The 20,802-nt window shown below is 67.8% G+C and carries 16 protein-coding genes and 4 pseudogenes; 4 read left to right on the top strand and 16 right to left on the bottom strand.

The window, feature by feature from the left end; translation table 11 throughout:
- Window positions 1–270: 270 nt before the first annotated feature.
- Window positions 271–630 carry a hypothetical protein gene (locus ADL25_RS33770; RefSeq protein ID WP_059131713.1) on the top strand — a complete coding sequence of 120 codons (360 nt, stop codon included), beginning with the start codon at window positions 271–273 and terminating at the stop codon, window positions 628–630.
- 193 nt (window positions 631–823) lie between these two features.
- On the opposite strand, the gene ADL25_RS46835 is transcribed toward ADL25_RS33770, so the two are convergent.
- Window positions 824–1,798: an STAS domain-containing protein gene (locus ADL25_RS46835; protein WP_079050741.1), complete on the bottom strand. Its 975-nt coding sequence runs from the start codon at window positions 1,796–1,798 to the stop codon at window positions 824–826.
- 310 nt (window positions 1,799–2,108) lie between these two features.
- Between ADL25_RS46835 and ADL25_RS33760 the strand changes: the two genes are divergently transcribed.
- Window positions 2,109–2,648 carry an HAD domain-containing protein gene (locus ADL25_RS33760; RefSeq protein WP_059131715.1) on the top strand — a complete coding sequence of 180 codons (540 nt, stop codon included), beginning with the start codon at window positions 2,109–2,111 and terminating at the stop codon, window positions 2,646–2,648.
- A gap of 124 nt (window positions 2,649–2,772) precedes the next feature.
- On the opposite strand, the gene ADL25_RS33755 is transcribed toward ADL25_RS33760, so the two are convergent.
- From ADL25_RS33755 to ADL25_RS52325, 5 genes and pseudogenes are all read right to left on the bottom strand, one after another.
- On the bottom strand, window positions 2,773–4,119 hold the full coding sequence (locus tag ADL25_RS33755) for an IS4 family transposase (protein ID WP_159045056.1): 1,347 nt from the start codon (window positions 4,117–4,119) through the stop codon (window positions 2,773–2,775).
- Between the two features lie 1,104 nt (window positions 4,120–5,223).
- Window positions 5,224–7,305, bottom strand: coding sequence for an NPCBM/NEW2 domain-containing protein (locus tag ADL25_RS33740; protein ID WP_059131709.1), 2,082 nt, complete (start codon window positions 7,303–7,305; stop codon window positions 5,224–5,226).
- A 695-nt stretch (window positions 7,306–8,000) separates the two neighbouring features.
- Window positions 8,001–8,729, bottom strand: a complete 729-nt coding sequence (locus tag ADL25_RS33735) for a flavodoxin family protein (protein WP_181923195.1) — start codon at window positions 8,727–8,729, stop codon at window positions 8,001–8,003.
- Window positions 8,730–8,850: 121 nt separating this feature from the next.
- On the bottom strand, window positions 8,851–9,510 hold the full coding sequence (locus tag ADL25_RS33730) for an RraA family protein (RefSeq protein WP_059131708.1): 660 nt from the start codon (window positions 9,508–9,510) through the stop codon (window positions 8,851–8,853).
- A gap of 205 nt (window positions 9,511–9,715) precedes the next feature.
- A pseudogene (locus ADL25_RS52325) lies at window positions 9,716–9,918 on the bottom strand (ISAzo13 family transposase); the annotation flags it as partial.
- A gap of 130 nt (window positions 9,919–10,048) precedes the next feature.
- On the opposite strand from ADL25_RS52325, the gene ADL25_RS33725 reads away from it, so the two are divergent.
- Window positions 10,049–11,455: an amidase gene (locus ADL25_RS33725; RefSeq protein ID WP_059131707.1), complete on the top strand. Its 1,407-nt coding sequence runs from the start codon at window positions 10,049–10,051 to the stop codon at window positions 11,453–11,455.
- Between the two features lie 173 nt (window positions 11,456–11,628).
- Here ADL25_RS33725 and ADL25_RS52320 read toward each other — a convergent pair whose 3' ends face one another.
- The 4 genes and pseudogenes from ADL25_RS52320 to ADL25_RS50945 all read right to left on the bottom strand — a co-directional run bounded on the left by ADL25_RS52320 (window position 11,629) and on the right by ADL25_RS50945 (window position 13,439).
- Window positions 11,629–12,069: an alpha/beta fold hydrolase gene (locus tag ADL25_RS52320; protein ID WP_402529177.1), complete on the bottom strand. Its 441-nt coding sequence runs from the start codon at window positions 12,067–12,069 to the stop codon at window positions 11,629–11,631.
- 254 nt (window positions 12,070–12,323) lie between these two features.
- Window positions 12,324–12,548, bottom strand: a pseudogene (locus ADL25_RS52315) (polysaccharide deacetylase family protein); the annotation flags it as partial.
- 12 nt (window positions 12,549–12,560) lie between these two features.
- Window positions 12,561–12,743 carry a hypothetical protein gene (locus ADL25_RS50950; protein ID WP_234381142.1) on the bottom strand — a complete coding sequence of 61 codons (183 nt, stop codon included), beginning with the start codon at window positions 12,741–12,743 and terminating at the stop codon, window positions 12,561–12,563.
- Between the two features lie 63 nt (window positions 12,744–12,806).
- On the bottom strand, window positions 12,807–13,439 hold the full coding sequence (locus ADL25_RS50945) for a hypothetical protein (RefSeq protein WP_059131706.1): 633 nt from the start codon (window positions 13,437–13,439) through the stop codon (window positions 12,807–12,809).
- On the opposite strand from ADL25_RS50945, the gene ADL25_RS46830 reads away from it, so the two are divergent.
- Complete coding sequence (locus ADL25_RS46830; protein WP_234381143.1) at window positions 13,320–13,565, top strand: substrate-binding domain-containing protein; 246 nt, start codon at window positions 13,320–13,322, stop codon at window positions 13,563–13,565. The genes ADL25_RS50945 and ADL25_RS46830 overlap by 120 nt on opposite strands.
- Before the next feature lie 400 nt (window positions 13,566–13,965).
- Here the strand turns inward: ADL25_RS46830 and ADL25_RS33705 are convergent, their stop codons facing one another.
- From ADL25_RS33705 to ADL25_RS33685, 6 genes and pseudogenes are all read right to left on the bottom strand, one after another.
- Window positions 13,966–14,736: an SDR family NAD(P)-dependent oxidoreductase gene (locus ADL25_RS33705; RefSeq protein ID WP_059131704.1), complete on the bottom strand. Its 771-nt coding sequence runs from the start codon at window positions 14,734–14,736 to the stop codon at window positions 13,966–13,968.
- 211 nt (window positions 14,737–14,947) lie between these two features.
- Window positions 14,948–15,952 carry an aldo/keto reductase family protein gene (locus ADL25_RS33700; RefSeq protein ID WP_059131703.1) on the bottom strand — a complete coding sequence of 335 codons (1,005 nt, stop codon included), beginning with the start codon at window positions 15,950–15,952 and terminating at the stop codon, window positions 14,948–14,950.
- A gap of 742 nt (window positions 15,953–16,694) precedes the next feature.
- On the bottom strand, window positions 16,695–17,066 hold the full coding sequence (locus ADL25_RS52310; protein WP_420711389.1) for an NAD-binding protein: 372 nt from the start codon (window positions 17,064–17,066) through the stop codon (window positions 16,695–16,697).
- Window positions 16,996–17,528: pseudogene (locus ADL25_RS52305) on the bottom strand (NAD(P)-binding domain-containing protein). The gene ADL25_RS52310 and the pseudogene ADL25_RS52305 overlap by 71 nt, the downstream one beginning before the upstream one ends.
- Before the next feature lie 265 nt (window positions 17,529–17,793).
- A pseudogene (locus tag ADL25_RS33690) lies at window positions 17,794–18,278 on the bottom strand (ISAs1 family transposase); the annotation flags it as partial.
- Entirely contained in the window at window positions 18,233–20,713 is a 2,481-nt protein-coding gene (locus ADL25_RS33685) for a SpoIIE family protein phosphatase (protein WP_059131701.1), read from the bottom strand. The pseudogene ADL25_RS33690 and the gene ADL25_RS33685, both read right to left, overlap by 46 nt.
- Between the last annotated feature and the right edge of the window lie 89 nt (window positions 20,714–20,802).

The raw sequence follows: 20,802 nt of genomic DNA, 5'->3' as shown, positions 1-20,802 counted from the left end.
TCACGACCCACGCGACGATGCCACCGTCCTGTGCCTGGACTGGCCCGGGCCGTGAGCACCTCGGCAGCCGCTTCACCGAACCTCGACCGACGATCCTGAAACCGACGTGGCGCGAGTCGCCGTGGGTTCAAGCCTCCGCGCCACCGCCAGCGGAAGCGGCACCTGAACAGGTGAGACGGTGAGCGGCCTGGTGCTGCACGGTGCCCGCTCGACACGGTGACTCCCTTCGGCTGTTCATGGCTCCCCGCGCGGACCTAGTAGGTTCACTCCATGACAAACAGTGACAAGCTGCTCGCACGCATCGTCAAACACGTCAACCACAGTGGCGACTCCCTCGACATCACCATCACCGTCGGCGGCACATTGATCACAGGGCGGCTCACCTCCCGTGCGGCATGGCTGAGCAGCAGCGTCGAAGCACTCAATCAGGTAGATGCGATGAAGGGTTTCGCAGACGAGTTCGCGGCCGAGGGCGGCTCGCTGGACACGGAGGACGCCCTTCACCTCGCCGAAGGGAAGGTCGTGTTCGGCGCAGAGCCCTTGATCTTCGCTGGCACCGGTTTTCTGCGTGTCCCTTTGGCCAAGGTGGACTCTTGGGCGATCGGCCGCGTGGACATTCGGCGCACCTGACAGGACGCAGTACAGACGCCCCGTCGCCCACACGGACGCACAGCGTAGTCACGCGCGTCGAGGACCGTGTCCGGCTGGCACCACACACGCCGCGAGCTCATCCGCCGGTGAGACGGGCGCCCCATACGGCAGAGGACGGGTGGAGTGACCGCGCCGGTCGCTACGGCCGCCGGCTCATCGCCCCTGCGCTTGATCATCGGCCTTCCCGGGACAGCCCTTCCACGAGCAGGATCAACACGCAGGGGGCAACAGGACCGGGCAGCCCGACGATCTCTCCCATGTTCTGCCAGCCCCAGTTCGAGAATGCGGCTTGTCCCGCCCGGTCGGCAGGATCGAGCAGGGCGACTCCGAGGGAGGAGTGCAGGACCGTGAGCAGCCGCAGCTGCAGGCGACGGGCGATGTCGCGGTGCTGCACGTGCGGATGGGCCACGACCTGGGTGAGGACCGCGAACCGTGCGTGGGAAGTGAGCCGCTGAACGCTCTCCTGGAGCGTTCCCTCGAACCCCCGGCGCCCGGAACTGTCAGGGCCCACCGGAAAACCGAAGGCGCATCCGACCAGTGCCGTCGTCTCCGCGAGCAGCAGCGCGAAGCCAGGGTGGTGGGCACTGACAGCCAGGCGGTGCAGCACGTCTCCACGGTGGTGGCACGCCTCGCCGGGGGTACCCACTACAGACTCTGCGGCCAGGTCGGCGATGTCCTCGCGCACACCCTCGGCCTGCCAACGGGTCAGCCGGCGAATGCGGATCCCGTCCCCGAGGGCCGGCTGAACCGACCGACGAGCAGGCGCCTCGGGCGCCCGCGTCCCGATACTCGTGAGGTCGCCCAGCACGGCGGCCGGCACGGGGCCCCCGGGGGCCGCAAGAAGCAGCGAAGCAGATCCGGTGACGTCGAGGAGCTGGGTGATCTGTGCGCACGGGTGGTGCAGCAGCAGCGAGGCGTGTACCCGGCCGGCGCGCCGTGATGCCGACAGGAAGACGTCCAAGCCTCTGGCGTCACAGGAGCCGACCGTGGCGAGGTCGACGTCGATCACAGTGACGCCGTCCAGCAGACACTGCTCCAATGCGGCCCGCAGTAGCGGTGTCGTGGCCGGTCCGATGTCACCGGCAAGCGTGACGAGCGTCCGCTCCCCTCGGTTCCGCCGATGGATGTCCAGCCGGGACGGGTACATCACGCCTCCCCTCGGAAGATGCCGGGGACGGTACGGGTATGCGATGCCGGCGCAGCAATGCAGTGCTTGGGCGGAGTTGCTTCGCTGCGGCGGACACGATGCCGACCCGTCCCCGCGCCGACCACTGGGGCAGTCAGGATTCGCCTCTCGCCGAGGACGACCCGGCGTGGCGGCCGGAGTGCGTGAAGCCCTCGGTACTTCAACCGTACGTCGTCCGCATTCGAAAGCGGCTGCGCCGAGGTCGCAGGAGTCGATGTCGGGCGGGCTTAGGCTCTCCGGCTTCTCCGCGGCACAGGGCTATCGTGCCGACATGACCGGTTCAAAGGAGCGTCCTCTCCTCTTCCTGGACGTGGACGGACCACTCATCCCGTTCGGGCCGTCGCCCAGTCGGCTGCAGGCCGTTGCTTTCGGCTCCGAGATGCCCCTTGATCGGGAGAATCCACTCTTGGGACGGCTCGATCCCAGCATTGGGCCGCGCTTGATGGCTCTGGGGTGTGATCTGGTGTGGGCCTCGACATGGGGGGAGGAAGCAAACGAGTCCGTCGCTCCGCGGATCGGATTGCCGACGCTGCCTGTGGTGGTATGGCCAGAGGAGCCCGCCGACGAGGGTCCACGCGGCTTGCACTGGAAGACTCGCTCCTTGGTCGAGTGGGCCGGCCATCGTCCGTTCATCTGGGTCGACGACGAGATCAGCGACATGGATCACCTGTGGGTCACGGCACAGCACCGAGAAGCATCACTGCTTCACCGCGTAGATCCGAGGGCCGGCCTCACCAACGGCGACTTCTCCGTGCTTGCTGACTGGCTCCTCACCACCGTGGCAAACCGTGTCCCGGAAGCGGATGGTTAGCGAGAGCACAACCCAACGGCCCCTCCCGGCGCGCTCCTGCGCATGCCCCATCCATGATTACCTCAGTGCCTACGGCACCGTAGGGCCATCACCTCCTGATCCCTGACCAATGCCGTTGTTTTAGTCAGTGAACTATTGCCGGTTGGAGCGTGATGACCTTGGGCGCGACGCGCCTGGTCGGCTGCCGGTCGCGGGTATTGATCCGGTAGGAGAGCTTCGAGGAGTACTTCGAGTCCGGCCGCTTGAGGTGCCGGTCTGCCTCGCGCAGGCGCCGGGCGCCGTTGTCCAGCTTCCGGTGAACCTTCGCCGCCAGTACGGCCAGGAACTTCTTGATCTTCTTGGGTGTGTCGGCGCACTGACGGACCACGCTGCGCCGGGTGTGCTTGAGGACCTTAACGAACGAGAGCCGATCCGGATCGATGCCGCTGTCGTCGGCGAGGGACATGATGACCCGTGTGAGGCAGTGGTGCACGACGAGGTGCGCCCAGACCTCTTGCCGCACCAGGTCTGGGTCCCCTGAACGTAGGACTTCGGCGGGCCCACGCTGGAAGGTCTTGATCTGCCGGAATGCTGATTCCGCCTCCCACCTGGCGTGATACAAGGCCGTGAGATCGGCCGCAGGGAAAACATCAGTGTCGAAGAGGTCGGTCAGCAGACGGATCACCTCGCCGCCGTCGACGCGGTACTCGATCACGCGGACCAGCACGCCGCCCGGGTGCGCACCCTTCTGCCCGCCGAGGTTCATCCGCGCCAGGTAGGTGCCGTCGGGCAGGTGCTGCACCGGGCGACGCGCGACACAGGAGCGCGCCCGTAGCAGCAGGTGCGCGCCGTCGGCGGTGTAGGCCTTCCACAGCTCCGTTCCGGGGAAGCCCCGGTCCATGATCACGAGCATCCCGGCGGCCGAGGCTGCCATGGCGACGGCCAGGTCGCGTTCGCCGCCGTTGAAGCCGCCTACCGCCGCGTCGATCTGGGCGTGCGTGCCGCACTCTGTCAGCGTGACCACCCTCACCTGGGGGAACCCTGCGGGCAGGCCGTTCTTGGTCGGACCGCCGAACGCGGCCCTGTTGGCCTTCGTGTCCGGCGCGTCCAAGACGAACCCGTCCACTGCGGCCAGCCGCATCCCCCGGTAGAAGGAGCCCTCCAGGCCAACCAACCCCAGCGGGCCGGCCAGTTCATGGAACAAGGCCTCCAGGACCAGCGGCCCCAAGCGCGTGCGGGCCCGCGTGAACGAGGACTTGTTCGGAACGCTGGCGTTCAACTCCTGGATACTGCCCACCAGTTGCTCGGCAACATCGTCATATGAGTCCTGCTGGAACAGCGCCAAGGCGAGGGCGTAGTAGACCATGAACCTCGCCGGCAGTGCGCCGGGCTTCTTGTCCCGGACCCTGCACCTGCCCAGCACCTCGTCGACCAGTTCCGGAGTCACCCACCGGGTCACCACACCCAGCCGCACCTGATCAGACAACCCCACCCAAGGATGCATGCCAGGCCCAACGATCACCCTCCTCCGATGTCACGAACTGCTTGACAAGCTCAAGCAACGGCATTGGATCCCTGACTCAAAGTGGATCGGTTGGAGACGGCCATCGTGGTTGCCGTTCAGTCCTTCACCGCGGCTACTGGACGGCCGCGGATGCTGTGGTCGCTGTACTTCCCATGTACGGGGCACGGCAGCTACCCCGCTCGCTCAAGGGTCAAGCCGCTGCGAGTGGGCTCGGCCCGCCACATGGCCGCCAGTTGGGGGAAGGACTCGACGATCCGGCGCATCGTTCCCAGCGCAGCAGTCCTGAGGGCGCCTATCCCGTGGTGGTCGAACCCGGTGCCCTGGTGCCCGAGGCAGTCGATATCTGCCCATGCCGGGTCCTCGCCGAGATGGAATGGGCATGCGGGATGCTGACGCACTGCTCCAGGTGGATCGGGGCTCGCCCCAGGAGTGCCGGCACTGGAAGCAGGATTTGAGATCCGGCCTCGTCCTTTCCAGGCCGATCACAGGGTGTCGGCAACATGGACCCACGCTCTGTGCGCCTCGCCTGATCGTCCCCTGTGGTTCGGCCTGGTTCACCGCTGTTCGCGCCTGTCGGTGTCAGCGGCTGGGGTCAACGCAGAGGGGCGTTCTTGACGGACGGACCCGGCCCACTCAGCAGTTCTGCTACGCCTGCGCCTCCGCAGCGGTGCTGTCATCCACATCGTGAGCCCGACAAGGGACGAGATGACCATCCCTCCGATGATGGTGGGGATGGCCGCGATGAGGAAGAATCCAAGCAGCAGCTCCCCCCACGTGGGCTCCTCAACCATCGTGCTCCCACCCTGTGCCATGAACGCCATGACGCAGGCGGGCAGCGATCAGTTCCACAGCATCACTCCGGCAGCCGCCTCACCGTCGTCGGCCTGCCTGTGCAGTGGACCGCCGAGCACGACCTCGAACTCGTTGTGTTGCGGCACACCTGACGCCGTCCGCTCCCCGTCGGTGCCGGCCCGACATCACGACGCCGTGGCGCGAACCCGCGCCACGGCGTCTCTTTTGGCGAATCGGCCGCACCCAGGTGAGGTGTCACCCGGGTGCGGCCGAGCCGGATCAGCAGGTGGCGTTCAGACCGGCCCAGTCGGCGCGGTCGTTGTAGCCGCCGTCGCCGGCGTCACCGACCACGAGGTCGAGCACCCGGACGCCGGTCAGATCGATGTCGGCCTGACGGATGTCGTCGCGGGTCAGCACACCGCTGTCGAACAGCACCTTGCCGTCACCGATCACCTGGAAGGTCGATGTGCCGCCCTCCGGGCCGACGTTGCGTACCGCGTCGTCGATGCCGACGGTGGTGGTCAGCCGGCTGCACTGGTCGCCGAGGTAGTAGCGGATCGTGGAGGGCGAGGCGACCCCGATGCCGGTGGCGTGGACCTGGCCGACCATGCTGATCGGCGACCCGCCACCGACGCTCTGGTCGACCGTCGGGCTCATCCACCCACTGGTGGCGCTGATCCACTGGTGGTGCGAGAGCGCGACGTCGCCGTCCGGCGCCGCCGGTGCGACAACTATCGGCGTGGACGTCTCCTGCCGCAGCCGTCCCTTGCCGACCACCTCGTACGACGTGGTGGCGGTCAGTGCGGCGTTGCCCGGCGCGGCGGTGGCCGGCAGGGTCACGGTGAAGGCGAAGGTCGCGGAGTGGTTGGAGTCCAGCAGCTTCGGCGCCTCGCCGAGCGGACGGGCCGTCCAGCCGGTGGGCACGGCCAGCTCGACCCGGGGTGCGAAGACCGGCTGCGCACCGTCGTTGCGGACGGTGACCTCGACCCGGGCCTGGTCGCCGCCGGCGACGAGCGGGGCGGTACCGGCGGGCACCGCGTCGTCACCGACCTGTGTCACCTGCGGCAGGCCGGCGACGACGTGCGGAACTCCGGGCTTGCCCTTGGCCGCGCTGACCCGGAACAGGGCTGCGCCATGGGCCGGGACGGCGGCGCTGATGGTGCCGGCGCTCTCGGTGACCCGGTCGGTCCAGGCGTTCTTCAGGGTGAACCGGTTCCCGGACAGGCCGACCGACGAGGCCTTCGTGGTCAGCGTCGCCGGGCTGTCGCCCCGGTTCAGCAGCACCACGGCACGGTCGCCGTTCGCCAGCCGCTTCACCCAGGTCTCCGTCGTACCGGCGGGCCCGACGCGGACGGCCTGGACACCGGCGGAGTCCTGGTTGATCGCGATCACATCGCGGTCCTCGAGAATGCCGAGCGAGGTCTTGCTGAGCTTGCGGACGTCGCTGCCGATCATCAGCGGCGCGGCCGCCACCGACCAGAGCGTCATCTGGGTACGGAACTCCTCGTCGGTCATCCCCAGTTCAGGACCGAGGTAGTCCGGGTCGTTGAAGTGCCCCGGCCCGGCGGCCTCGGGGTGCCGCGCGTTCGCGTCGTAGTTCCGCAGCACGTCCTTGTACTTGATCTCGCCGACGAAACCCACATCCGTGTACGTCCGCCAGGACTGCGCGATCGACGGCGCATAGGTCCAGGAGTACGTCGACTGCTGCTCCTCGGGGTAGTTGCCCCAGTCCGGGGAGGTCACCGGGTTGCAGAGGTTGAAGATCATGGGTCGCTTGCTGGCGTTGTTCCGCAACGCATGCGCGAACTCGGTGTAAACGGTCTTCGGGTCGAGGTCGGCGGCGATCCCGCAGAGGTAGTCCGCCTTGACCGCGTCGAACTTCCAGGCGGCGAACTGGTCCGCGTCGCGCTGGTAGTAGCCGTGGCTGCCGAGTCCGCACTTGCCCGGGATGTACGGGCCGGCGTCGGTGTAGATGCCGGCCTTCAGGCCCTTGGAGTGGATGTAGTCGACCAGCGGCTTCAGCCCGTTCGGAAATTGGTCGGGGTTGGGCACCAGGTCACCGGCGGCGCTGCGCGGCGTCGGCGCCGCCCAGTTGCCGTCGATCCAGACGTACTGGTAACCGGAGTCGCGGAGGCCGCTGCTGACCAGGAAGTCGGCCACCGACTTGATCTCGGCCTCGGTCGGATCGCCACCCAGTGCGTAGTAGGTGTTCCAGCCCATGTACGGCGTCGGGCTCAGCACCTGCTGAGATGCCGGCGTCGTGGCGGCCACCGTGCCGGCAGCCGGGCTGGCGTCTGCGGGAACCGACACGGCCAGCAAGCCGGTCACTAGGGCGAGGAGGGCGGTGAGATGTCGTTTCACATCGGATCCTTCGATCAGGCGTGCGACCCGTCCTGGTCGTGAGTCCGAGGTGCCGCCCCCTCATGGAGGGTGCGGCGGTGGGACGTCGGACCAGTCAATGCCCGCGCGCCCGCGGAATGTTTCCAGGATCTTGCAGCGGTTACAGACGCGTGTCAACAATAATTCCTAAATTACGAGTACTAGCAGGGCAGTGCTAGATGCCCCCAACTGCCGTTCCAGCGCAAGCGCGTGATTTCACATCAGAGCTTGATACTTGAGCAGATATGCGAGGTTCGTCCCGCACCTGGAAGCGTTCGCGCCAGGTCGCGGGCTCGCACCGTCAAAGCAAGACTGATCAGCGCCTCGAAGGTCCCCCGCTCGGGGAGAAGCCTCGGCGCTCCCCACCTCCGAGACCGGCTGGAAGTACTGGGAGACCTCGTCATGACCTCATCGAGCCAGAGGGCCGCGCTCGCCGGAAGCGCGGGGGACGCCGGTCGGAGGCGACGCGGACGGGGCGATGGCGGGCATCTCGACGAAGACCTCCCCACCTCGCGCGAGGCTGAGCGAGGGCCTCCGCTGTCGTCGGGCCCTTCGGCGCGCTTGGCCGGAGTCGGACGCCGGCGCCGCATCAACCCCGATTCCGCGACCAGGCGGCACGAACCCGCCTCAACCGAATCCGGACGCGTGGCGTGAGCGGAACGCTCTCATGCCCCCGCTCAGCGATGCTCAGGATTGGACTGCCCCGAACGGCAACCGGCGTCCCAGAGGGAGCGTTGATTACCGTGGGCGGGGATACCTCCCGCCTCCTTCAGCAGCTTGGCAACGTGCATGAGGTTCCACGTCATAAATGTGGTGTTGCGGTTGGTGAAGTCGTTCTCGGGTCCGCCGGACCCCGGGTCTGCGTAGGACGGGCCAGGCCCCACCTCTCCGATCCAGCCCGCGTCCGCCTGCGGCGGAATGGTGTAGCCGAGATGCTGCAGGCTGTAGAGCAGATTGCTCGCACAGTGCTTGAGGCCGTCCTCGTTCCCGGTGATCAGGCACCCCGCGACGCGGCCGTAGTAGGCGTACTGACCCCGCTCGTTGAGCAGGGACGAGCAGGCATAGAGCCTTTCTACAACCCGCTTGGTCACACTGGCATTGTCGCCCAACCAGATCGGACCGCACAGCACCAGGATGTCGGCGTCCAGCACCCGTTGATAGAGGACCGGCCACTCGTCACTGGCCGCTCCGTGTTCCGTCATGTCGGGCCAGACGCCCGTCGCGATGTCGTGGTCCACCGCTCGAACAACCTCCACCTCGACACCCTGGCGCTCCATCAGGGTGCTGCTCATGAGGAGCAGTTCTTCGGTGTTGCTGCGTTGCGGGGACGGTTTGAGGGTGCAGTTGACGAAGAGCGCACGCAGTCCGTCGAAGTGGATGTTCTGGTCACGCGCTTCTGCGTTCACGACGTGCCTTCCGGGAAAGGACAACGACTCGGCTCTGTTTCCTGGCGCCGGCCTTCCTGGCCATGAGGGCACGGCCGGCCCTCGGGAGTGCTCCTTGGACGGCGGCGGCGAGACACCGATGTCACCGGACGTCCGCCCTTCCTGACTCGGGGGTCCCCGCGCTCCATCGAGTCGCCAAAGTGGCCTCTTCCCGCATCGTCCGCTCGGCGTCCTCGAGCACGTTGAGTACCTGGTCCCGCGGGATGACCACCGCGTTCGAGCCCTTCGCGAACACGTAGTCACCCGGCCTGACCCCGACCCCGCCCAGTACCACCGGTCGATTGGCCTCGAAAGGCGTTACGGTGGCGCCTCCCCACGCGACGGCCTCGCCCCGGCAGTACACCGCCAGCTCGGTGTCGGCCAACTCGTCGAAATCGCGGATCCGTCCGTCGGCGAGAAGACCTGAGACCCCTGCGCGCCTTAACAGTGAGAGCTTGGTTCCGCCGGCCATTGAGGTATCTGGATACCCGTTGCTCGCCATGACAAGAACACGGCCGTCGCCCCCTTCCCGGACCGCCTCGCTGAAGAGGGCAGGGAAATTGAACGTCTCCGGCGGCAGCGCGGCCTCGCAGGCGGGGAAGAACGAGATCGTCACCGCAGGGCCGAAGAGCAACCGGTCGGGCGTGGGACTGGCGAGATCGACCAGGTGACTTCGATGCCGGTGCACCCGCCCCAGAGCGTCCACGACGTCGGCCGTCCCCACGCGCCGCGCGAGGTCTCTCAGGCGATCGCCGGTTTCCATGCCCAGGCCTCCCCGGTCACCCAAAGCGCTTATTTGAATTAATAGAGTTTTTGCACCGCACCGTACTCCATGAAACGGGGCACCGACCGCGAGCATCCTTTTGTCCGAAGGGAAAGCGAAACCACGATACTGACTTCGGCTCGTCAAGGCGTGCAGATCTTTGGCTCGCCTTTTGGCCCTTGGTTCAAGTGGGGTCGGGAGCGGGTGGGAGGCTTTCCGGATTCGCGCGGCTGATGGTCATGGCGGTGACGCCGAAGAATTGGCCGAGAAGGTCCGTGGTCGCGAGTTTGCGCGGCTACCGACCGCTCGTGACCGCGACGTGTGCGGAGCATTCGCTCGCGTTGAACCTCCGGCGCAGCAGTCAGCTCGGTCGATGAGCTCGCCGAGCTGTCGGCGGGTCATGCCGGTCGTGCCGAACTCGTCCCGGGGCCTTGAGCGGGCCGTGGGCTCCGACACCCCGGCGGCGCGTCGCACCGTCCGAAGCAGAGAAACGACCGGATAGTACGGCGGTATATACAGATCTGAGAGGAACTCCCTCATGGCCTCCGACCTCATCCACTCCGACGCGACCGAACTCGCCGAGCTGATCCGCACGAGGAAGGTTTCCTCCGTCGAGGTGGTTCAGGCGCACCTCGACCGCATCGAGGCCACCAACCCTCAGGTGAACGCGATCGTGACGCTCGCCGACGGCGCGCTCGACGCTGCGAGGGCGGCGGACGAGCGACTCGCCGCGGGTGGGGAAGTAGGACCGCTCCATGGTGTGCCCTTCACCGTCAAGGACGGCTTCGACACCGCCGGAGTGCTCACCCAGCGCGGGTCGCCGATCTTCGCGGGTCGCATCCCGGACACGGACGCCACCGGCGTGGCGCGGTTGAAGCGGGCTGGCGCGATCCTTCTGGCGAAGACCAATCTCCCGGAGTTCTCGTACTGGGTCGAGTCCGACAACCTCTTGACGGGCAGGACGAACAATCCCTGGGACCTCAACCGCTCGTCCGGAGGTTCGAGCGGTGGGGAGTCCGCGGCCATCGCTGCCGGGATGTCGCCGCTCGGTCTCGGAAGCGACTTGTCCATCTCGGTGCGTGGGCCGGCGTCGGACACCGGCATCGCAGCCCTCAAGCCGACGCACGGGCGCATCCCGCTGACGGGGTTCTGGCCGCGGGAGCCCCGCCGCGACTGGCACGCCGGTCCCATGGCCCGGACCGTCCGTGACCTGGCACTGGCGTATCCACTGCTGGCCGGCCCTGACGGTGCCGACGGCTTCTCCGTGCTCCCGCCCGAGTTCGACGCCGGCCTGGGCGCCTCGCCGGACCGGCCCGTCCGCGTCGGTTGGCTGGTCGACTCGGGACTCGGTCCGGTCGACGCAGAGGTCGTGGCGACTGTGCAGAAGGCCGCAGACGCCCTGGAGGGGGCGGGTGTCGGGGTCGATGCCGTGAACATCCCGGCTCTCGAGCGGGACAACCCCCTCGAACTCTTCGCCCGGCAGCACGTCATGGAGATGAAGCCGGCCATCCGCGAGACCACCGCGGGTCACGAGGCCCAGATGTTCACCTACTCCAAGGCTCTGCTCGCCGCACCCGACACGTCAGTGGAGGACTACGTCCTGGCCGAGCAAGGAGTCGAGCGGCTCCGGGACGGTTTCGCGGAGTACTTCCAGCAGTACGACGCGCTGCTGCTTCCCGTGACGACGATCCCCGCGCACGCGCACGGGCTCGGACGGTTCACCCTCGACGGCCGGACGGTGGGCGCCTTCCACGTGAGCTCGACGACCGTACCCTTCAGCCTCACGGGACTCCCGGCCCTGTCCATGCGGTTCGGCACGAGCAGCGACGGCCTGCCGATCGGCGTGCAACTGGTCGCCACCTGGTACGCCGAGTCGACGATCCTGCACATCGCTTCCCTGCTGGAGACACTCAGCCCGGTCCGCGACCGGCACCCCACCTTCTGACAGCCGGGATGGGCCCCCACGCCGGACAATCAACAGGGCTGCGGGGCGCGGTAGAACATGTGTGAGGCCGGGCGTTGCCTGTTCCCCGGCATCACCCCCCTCCCACGGTGGAAGACCGTGGGAGGGGCGGCCTCACATCTGCCGCTGAGCATGGGACCGGGCGGCTCGCTCGGTCAGCGGACGGACCGGGCGGCAGCGGCGATGACTCGGGTGACCACATCCGGGCGGGTGATCAGTGACAGGTGGCCCGCCTTCACCTCGGTGATGTGGGCGTCGGCACGCCGGGCCAAGGAGCGCTGCTCGGCCGGGACGATGACGTGGTCGGCGGTTCCGACGACGGCCCATGACGGAAGAGACTTCCACGCAGGGGCGCCAGAGGGTTCCGACCCCGTACTGACCGCGAAGGGGCTCTGACCCGCCGCGAGGAGACGAGCCTGGGCGGCGGACACACCATTGGCGAAACAGTCCTGGAAGCCCTTGTACGTGCTGTTCGGAGCCCACTTGAGGTAGGCGTCGACATCGCCGGACGCCTTCCAGAGACGTCGGGGTGAACGGTCATGGCGAACACCGCGTAGTCGCTCTCGCGGTACACCCAGTCGAACTGGTCGCGCCACATCGTCTCGATGTCGCGGGGATTGACGAATCCGTGACTGTTGGGGCTGGCCTTGATGAACACCATCGGAGGCAGGTCATCCAGGTACCAGTTGGCCAGGATCTCGATGAGGTCCGTTTCCCGACCGCGCCGCAGCGGCTTCATCCACGACTCGGCTGGGGCGTCGTAATCGATCCTGGTCCAGCTGTCGCCGACGCGTACGTAGTACGGCTCGAAGTCACGGTGCATCAATGAGTGGTCGTATTTGATGCCACGCTCGAGCAGCAGTTCGTTGGTGACCGGGCTGAACTCCGTCCAGGGCGCCACGTGCCCGGTGGGCCGCCGTCCGGTGCACGACTCGATGAGGTCGACGCAGTAGTCCAGGGCCGTCGACTCCTGCTCGCGGCTCATCGCGATCGGGTTCTCGTGTGAGTAGCCGTGCACCCCGATCTCATGGCCGGCCGCGACGCAGGCCTCGAACTCCTGCGGGAAGGTCTCGATCGAGTGCCCCGGTCAGAAGAAGGTCTGGGTGAGGTCGTGGCGGCGGAAGAGCTCGAGCAGGCGCGGTACGCCGACTTCTCCGGCGAACAGACCGCGGGAGATGTCGTCGGGGGAATCCTCTCCCCCGTACGAGCCGAGCCACCCGGCCAGCGCGTCGATGTCCACGCCGAAGGCCACGAAGATCTCTTTGCTCATGATGCTCCTTGCTCTGGTTCACGGGCGCCACCGGCGTCCGGGGGACGTGGGGTGAGGGAGGCATCAGCCACCAGCAGGTGTCGCCTGCCGGAGCCACTGACGAACTACGGTTCCGGGATCTTCCGGTTTGCTGGTAATTGCTACGGAAAGGAGGAGTCTGGCCTGCCAAGGACTCAGATCGCTCCCGAAGACGGCGCCCGATCGTTCGAGATCGGCGCCGCCGCCCGCGGTGTACAGAGGGATGACCGGCCCGCTGAACGCCCGGGTGCACACCAGCACGGGAATTCCTCGGTCCACCAGCCGTGCCACGGTGGCGGTCATCTCTGGAGACGCGTTGCCGGCCCCCAGCGCCTGCACCACCACACCGCGGGCGCCGGCGGCGACCGCGGCGTCCATCAGCGACCCGTCGCTACCTGGGTAGGCGGCAATGACATCGACCGGCGGCAGGTCTCGCACGGAGTGCAGGTCGAAAGCCGGCGGCCGTGACTGGGTACCGGAGGCCACGCTGCAGGCGCGGCACTCCTCAAGCTCAATCCGCGCCCCACGGCCATCTTCGCCGTCAATGACACTGCCGCGATCGGCGTCATCGGGGTCCTGCGGGAATTCGGACTGCGTCCCGGTGCGGACGTGGCCGTCATCGGCTACAACAACATCCCCGTTGCCGCGGACATGCCTGTGCCACCGACAACGGTCCACTCACCCATGTTCGACATGGGCTGCCAAGCGATGGACCTTCTCCTGCATCGCGTGAAGGAAGAGCCGGTCCGCTCCAAACGACTGCGCCCCCACCTCGTCGTTCGAGCATCGACACTCCAGGAGTAGCCGACCACTGGTCAGGCGGCGCCCCTTCCCCGTCGGCACACGTGCCGGCGAAATGACCACATCGCGGGGGTTGCGCAACGCCTCCAGCGCGGCGTTGAGGCCGGCGGCACGCGGCCGGTTGTGGGACCGCTTCCCGGGCATGGCCGCCATGCCGCAGGTGTCGGTGAATACGGAGAAGACGAAACCGCCCGCGATACCTGCCGAGATGAGCGGAGGGGCCGGGTGGACGACCACACCGAGGACGAGACCGAACAGGACAACCGTACTGCGGTGGAAACAGACCTGGCGTGCCATGCCCCAGGTGGCACGAGTGGCGCAGGCCGCCGGCCGGTGCAGGTCGTACCCCTCGGCGGCCCAGGCGTAAGGACAGGGCCGCCGAGAGAATGCCGGACCCGTGGCTTCACGGAGCGGGCCAGGACTCCGGGAGATGGTGACCGCCGTCCGCCACCAGGACCGAGCCGGTGACGAAGGAAGCCGATTCATGCGCCAGGAACAGCACGCACGCCGCGATCTCCTCCGCCGTGCCGCTGCGCCCGAACGGTCCCGCCGCGGCAGCCGCGGCCTCGAACTCCAGCTGTGAACCGGTCGCCACATAACCGGGAGCCACGACATTCACCGTCACGCCGTCCCCGACCACCTCCAGGGCGAGCGCCTGGGACAGCCCCACCAGCCCGGCCTTCGCCGCCGTGTAAGTGGCCTGGCCCGGCATCGCGGTGACCGTGCCCGTGGTGGAGCCGACCGAGACGATTCGGCCGTACCCAGCCGCCCTCATGGCGGGCACCACGGCACGGCACATCAAGAAGGCCGTCGTCAGATTACGGGCCAGAGCCGCGTTCCAGTCCGCCAATGACAGGGCAGCGACGTCCGCATCAGCGTCCCAGCCCGAGGTCACCGAGGTCATGCCCGCATTGTTCACCAGCACATCGACCCGACCCCATCGCTCGACTGCGGTACGCAGCACGGCATCCGCACTTCCTTCGAGGGTCAGGTCGGCGACCACACCCACAGCAGCCTCGCCCAGTTCCGCGGCACGTTCGTGGATCCGCTCGGAGGTCGCGCACAACACGACCCGGCCACCCTCCGCGACAAGTCCCCGCGCCACCGCGGCACCGATCCCGTCCGGAGCTCCTGCGCCCGTGACGATTGCCACCCGGTCCTGAAAACGAGCCATGTGATCCAGCCATTGCGTGTGATTCGGATGTGACGAGGCGGTGGACTGTCCTGCCGAAGGAGCCCGCCTTTGTGGAGCGCGGCTCCCTCGGCCACCTCATTCGGCCCAAGAGCCGTAGCAGGCGGGGGCCCGCTGTCATAACGCCTCACGGACATCGGCTTGGACGCCTGAACGGTCGCGACCACCGACCACCGCACGCGTAGCCGCCGGCTCAGGGGCGACGCTCCGGGACGTTGTCGTGCACCCGCTTGGGGTCGGTGACCGCGACCGGCTCGAGGACCTCCTCGATACGCGCAAGCAGGTCGGCCTCCAGCACGACACCGGACGCCTTGGCGTTCTCCTCGACCTGCTCCGGCCGCGAAGCACCGATGATGGCCGCGGAGACGTTGGAGTTCTGCAGCACCCACGCAACGGCCAGCTGCGCGAGGGACAGACCGGCCTCGGCGGCCAGCGGCTTGAGCTGCTGGACGGCCGTCAGCACGTCGTCGCGCATCCACCGCGCGATCACGTTGGCGCCGCCCTTGTCATCGGTGGCCCGGGAGCCCTCCGGCGGCTGCTGACCGGGGTTGTACTTGCCGGTCAGCACGCCCTGCGCGATCGGCGAGAACACGATCTGGCCCAGGCCCAGCTCCTCGCAGGTGGGCACGACCTCACCCTCGATCACCCGCCACAGGGCGTTGTACTGGGGCTGGTTGGACACGAGGGGAATGCGCAGCTCACGCGCCAGGGAGTGGGCGCGCCGGATCTGCTCCGCGGGCCACTCCGAGACGCCGATGTAGTGGGCCTTGCCCGAGTGGACGATGTCGGCGAACGCCTCCATCGTCTCCTCCAGCGGCGTGGCCACGTCGTACCGGTGCGCCTGGTACAGGTCCACGTAGTCGGTCCGCAGGCGCCGCAGCGACCCCTCGATCGACTCCATGATGTGCTTGCGCGACAGTCCGCGGTCGTTGCGGCCCGGCCCGGTGGGCCAGAAGACCTTGGTGAAGATCTCGAGCCCCTCGCGGCGCTCGCCCTTCAGCACGTCACCCAGGACCGCCTCGGCCCGCGTCCCGGCGTAGGCATCGGCGGTGTCGAAGGTGGTGATGCCCGTCTCCAGCGCGGCGCGCACACACGCGGCGGCCGCCTCCGCCTCCACCTGCGAACCGTGAGTGAGCCAGTTCCCGTAGGCGATCTCGCTGATGATCAGGCCACTGCGGCCGAGATGACGGTATTCCATAGAGGCGGTCCTTTGTTGGCATGTACGAGGCAATCGGCCCCGGCCCAGTGCAAGCGCACCATGGTCTGCCGTCGGATCGGCACCTGAGCGATTGCTTGAGGGACACTTGGCAGCACTTTCATCAGATCATCTCGTGTCTCCCGGCAACAGCACTTGACTACTGCTGCTGAACGTACGCTGGGCAGAGTTACCCAGCAGCGGGGTGCCCAGGATGGGAAGTGTCTCGTTGCGTGCTCGATCGACCAGGAAGACGTACAGGCCGACCGAATCACCCGAGGCCGGCATCCGTGCGCGAACATTGGCACCCTTCAGGGCTCAATGGCCGGCGCCCTGGCCGTCACGATCGGCGGCGAGCCGGCTGCCAGACCCGTGATGATCGTGTCAGCACGAGTCGACGCCCACAGACGGCTACGCACCCGGCCTCGGCGGCCACCCGCTCGCCGGCTTCTCCGCCCGGCTCGGGGTCGCAGGCCAACACCAACAGCGTGTTCACCACATCAGCCATCCGACCGCAGTAAGCCACCGGGCCGTTGCGCTGGTCCTCGATCTGGAGCAGGCAACCGACGTCCTGGGGTTCTTCAGATCCCAGCCACTACGCGTCCCTGGTGAGTGACTCACGCCCCTGGCAGATTGGCGTCCTGGGACTGCGGATCAGGTATGACCGGGCGGTACTCCTCAGAGACTTCCGCCATCGCCTTGAGCGCGGCGTCGCTCCAGGAGGAGAAGCTCTGTCCGCCGTGCCCTATGTGGGCAGGCCGGCCCGGCGCCGGGAGACGTCCGTGATGGCGACCCAGTCTTTGTCGGCGTCCCCGTGAGCGAGGGCGTCGAGGAAGGCATCCCGCAGCACGCTGCCGAAAGGCAGCGGGACGCTCGCCCCCGCGCCCGTGGTGAGGGCGAGGTTGACATCTTTGAGGCCAAGGGGAAGGCGGAAACCGACTGGTTCGTAGCGACGTTCGGCAACCATGGCGCCGTAGCCGCCGTAAATGGGTCCGGGGAAAACAGTGCCGGTGAGCATCTCGATGAGGTCGGTCGTGCGCACACCGTTAACCTCGGCCAGGGTGCACGCCTCCGCCATTGACTCGATCGCACAGGTAATCAGGAAGTTGACGCTGATTTTGGCGACGATGGCCTGCCTGGGGCGCTCCCCGAAATTCCAGATGCGCCGGCCCATTGCCGCCAGCAGCGGCTCTGCCCGGTTGAGGAGTGCCGGGTCGCCTGCGGTCAGGATGTTCAGCTCGCCCGGCGGCGGCGACCGGGGGACGGCCGAGGACGGGCGCCGCCAGGTATCCGATGCCTTGCTCGGTGTGCAGAGCCTCGGCACGGTCGGTGAGCTCAGGTGAGACCGTTGCCATGTTGATGTGCAGGGATGCCTTCGCCCCCGCCAGCAAGGCAGGGTCGAGCAGCAGTTGTGCGACGATGTCGTCCTTGGCCAGCATGGAGACGACCACGTCGGCGGAGAAGACTCCGGCGATGTCCTCGGCGGCCTCGGCACCTTGCTTCGTCAGCGCAGCGACGGGCTGGTGCGATCGGTTCCAGACCCGCACGGGTGGCCGGCGCGTACCAGGTTGGCAGCCATGCCCTGCCCCATCGCGCCGAGACCGACGAATCCGACCGTCATACCGGCCATCGCGCGCTCCCCGTCGTCCTCGAGTGGCCGACGGCCCGGCCACAACGTTCCTGACTGTACGTCACGATTTGGGAAAGGCCGGCCAGCCGGCCGGTTCGTGTCGGGATGAACCCAGTGCGCCGTGGCCGGCTTCCCGTCGGTCTTCGAGGTCGCCGGCCGTTCGTGGTGCGGACGCGCCCCATGACCCTGGCATTCGCCTCGGATGTCCGGTTGATCAGGTGATGCCGTAGAGGGCAAGGATGCGGTGGAGTTCGGCGTGGGTTCGGCGTCCGGCGGCGGTGTCGACGTATCCGGCGAGCTTGAGCGCGCTGCGGATCAAGTCGCGGACCGCAGCGGGCACGGCGGGCGTATTGCGGGCCTCGACCGGCACTTGTCCTCACGGAAGATGACATCGCGCTCCCAGTGGACGGTGTCCTCCACCGTCCGGTGCCCGCGAGCCCAGGTGGCGTTCTCGGCGGCGGATGCCTGCTCGGCGGGCAGGTCCGTGACGGCATGGACGGTCTTGCTGGACCGCTTCTTCGCCCCGTACAAGCGGCGTCTGCGCTGGATGCGCAGGACCTGGCGGGCGTACGAGAAGGGCAGGCCGTTGACGGTGACGACCTGTAGTGACGCTGCTCGTGGCGGCCTTGGCCGCAGGCGTCGGTCACGGCGGATCACGGAAACCTCTTTCCAGGGCAGCCGGTGGACTTGCCGGCATCTTTCGGCAGTTCTTGTTCGGCCCAGACGGTCTTGCCGCCGCCCGTTGCGCGGCGGCATCCCTGTCGCCGGCAGAGCTGGGCGACGATGGAGAGGCCGTGGCCGGACTCGTCGAAGCTGCGGGCCTGGTGCCGACGAGGGGGATGGTCGCTTGCATCGGAGACTTCGCAGGTCAGAGCCTCGTGCCGGATCAGACGCAGCCGGATGGGGCCGCTGGCATGGCGGACGGCGTTGGTGACCAGTTCGCTGACGATCAGCTCCGTGGACGGCACCATCCCATCCAGCCCCCACCGGGTCAGTTCTCCGGTGACCAGAGCCCGGGCGGTGCGGACGACGGCCGGGTCGCTGGGCAGGTCCCAGGTCGCCGTCTGGCTGGGGCTCAGAGAACGCGTCCGGGCCAGGAGCAGTGTGACATCGTCGGACGGTGACTGGGTGGGCAGCGTTTCGATCACAGAGGTGCAGAGGTCTTCCAAGGACCAGCCGGGGTGTGCCAGGGCGGCGCCCAGTCGCTTCATTCCGACGTCGAGGTCGTGGTCACGGCTCTCGACAAGTCCGTCGGTGTACAGAGCGAGTTGCGTCCCCTCCGGCAGGTCCAACTCCACGGCCTCGAAGGGGATCCCCAACCCGACGCCGAGCGGATTTCCCGCGGGCAGGGCGGGGAAGGTGACCTTGCCGTGCAGGTCGATGACTGCCGGCGGCGGGTGCCCGGCCCGGGCCATGGTGCACCGTCGGGTGACCGGGTCGTAGACGGCGTACAGACAGGTCGCGCCCGCCACGGCGAACTGGTCGTGGTCATCGGCGTCCTCATCTTCCTCGGTCAGCCGCCGGACCGTGTCGTCGAGGCGCGTCAACAGTTCGTTGGGGGTCAGGTCCATGGCCGCAAGCGTGCGGACGACGGTGCGCAGGCTGCCCATCGTGGCGGCGGCGTTGATACCGTGCCCGACCACGTCACCGACGACCAGGGCCACTCGAGCACCGGACAGCGGGATCACATCGAACCAGTCACCCCCGACGCCGTGGTGTCTGTCGGCCGGCAGGTAGCGCGAGGCCACCTCGACGGCCGCACTGTCCCCCAAACGGTGGGGCAACAGGGTGCGTTGGAGCGTGAGGGCTACGGAGTGTTCGCGGGCGTACCGGCGAGCGTTGTCCAGGGCGAGCGCGGCCCGGGTGACAAGTTCCTCGGCAAGGAGTAGATCGTCTTCCTGGAACGGGGTGGGTTCCTCGGTGCGGATGAACACCGCCAGCCCCAGCATGGCCCGCCGTGTGCGGATGGGCACGATCATCAGGGAGTGAATCCCGTGCTCGTGGATCGTCCGCGCCCGCGCGGGATCGCGGTCGAGCCATGTTCCGGCAGCGGTGTCCAGCACCGGTTCCAGGTGCGAGCGACCGGAGGACAAAACGCTGATCTGGGGGGCGTGCGGTGGAAGGAAGACCGATTCACCGCGCGCCCACGGGGATTCCGGGATCCCCGGGTGGATCGAGGCGACGCCGGCGCGGCGCAGAACCGGGCGGCGTCCGCCGGCCGGGCTGGTGCGGGCCAGTTCTTCTTCGCCGAGCGGGACCGAGTCCGCCAGGTCGACGGTGGCGTAGTCGGCCAGCAGGGGCACCGCGAGGTCGGCCAGTTCCTGGCTGGTCTGCATCACGTCCAGACTGTTGCCGATCCGCGTGCCGGCCTCGCTGAGGATGGCCAGACGCTCGCGCGCCCGCCGGCTGCCGGTGACATCCAGATTGATGCAGCACACCCCGAGCGTCTGCCCGTCGGCGTCCCGGAGGCAGAAGTACGAGGCCGCGAACACGTGCTCCCGGTGCTTTTCCGCCGGCGGCCACGCTCGGTACTCGTGGACTGCGGTCCTACCGCTGTCCAGCACTTGCCGCATCACCACCTCCAGCGCCTCGGCCTCAAGCCCGGGCAGCACATCCGTCAGGCGACGTCCGAGCCGCCGGTCACGGGGAATGCCCTGCTGGCGCTCGATGGCGTCGTTGACCCACGTGCAGCGCAGTTCCCGGTCACGCACGATGATGCCGATCGGTGTGCGGGTGAGAATCGACTCCCGCACCGATCCGCTGCTCGACGCGAAAGAGAGCGCGGCGATGTCGGTCCCGGAGACGAGCCAGTGGACCGCTCCGTCCTGCCCCCAAAGCTGCGAGATCCGCAAGCCCACATTGAGCGTGTGGCCGTCGCGGTGGCGGACCGCCGCATTGCCTGACCAGCCACCCCGGGCACGGCACTGCTCCGCGAACGCCTGCACTCGCGACGCGTTCTTGGCGAGCTGCAGCACGACCGAGGCGGACCGGCCCACCACCTCCCCAGCCGAATACCCGACAAGCCGCTGCGCGGTGTCCGTCCACCCGACCACCGTCCCATCGGCATCCAGCATCGCAATCGCGGCGTCGTGTATCTCGTGAGGGTTGGGGAGCTCACGAATTGCTCCTGCCATTTTTCGTGTGCTCCTTTGCCTGCTGTTCAGCTGGGCATCGTTGCCTGCGCCCATTCCGGTGCGGCTTGACCGACCGCATTCAGCCTCAC

The sequence above is a fragment of the Streptomyces sp. NRRL F-5122 genome, assembly GCF_001507435.1.
Lineage (GTDB): Bacteria > Actinomycetota > Actinomycetes > Streptomycetales > Streptomycetaceae > Streptomyces > Streptomyces lannensis.
This window is presented reverse-complemented; position numbering and strand designations above follow the sequence as displayed.

Coding starts and splice junctions, on each gene's coding strand:
- ADL25_RS33770 (WP_059131713.1), top strand. CDS start 271: ATGACAAACAGTGACAAGCTGCTCGCACGCATCGTCAAACACGTCAAC.
- ADL25_RS46835 (WP_079050741.1), bottom strand. CDS start 1,798: ATGTACCCGTCCCGGCTGGACATCCATCGGCGGAACCGAGGGGAGCGG.
- ADL25_RS33760 (WP_059131715.1), top strand. CDS start 2,109: ATGACCGGTTCAAAGGAGCGTCCTCTCCTCTTCCTGGACGTGGACGGA.
- ADL25_RS33730 (WP_059131708.1), bottom strand. CDS start 9,510: ATGGAAACCGGCGATCGCCTGAGAGACCTCGCGCGGCGCGTGGGGACG.
- ADL25_RS33725 (WP_059131707.1), top strand. CDS start 10,049: ATGGCCTCCGACCTCATCCACTCCGACGCGACCGAACTCGCCGAGCTG.
- ADL25_RS50950 (WP_234381142.1), bottom strand. CDS start 12,743: ATGAGCAAAGAGATCTTCGTGGCCTTCGGCGTGGACATCGACGCGCTG.
- ADL25_RS33705 (WP_059131704.1), bottom strand. CDS start 14,736: ATGGCTCGTTTTCAGGACCGGGTGGCAATCGTCACGGGCGCAGGAGCT.
- ADL25_RS33700 (WP_059131703.1), bottom strand. CDS start 15,952: ATGGAATACCGTCATCTCGGCCGCAGTGGCCTGATCATCAGCGAGATC.
- ADL25_RS33685 (WP_059131701.1), bottom strand. CDS start 20,713: ATGGCAGGAGCAATTCGTGAGCTCCCCAACCCTCACGAGATACACGAC.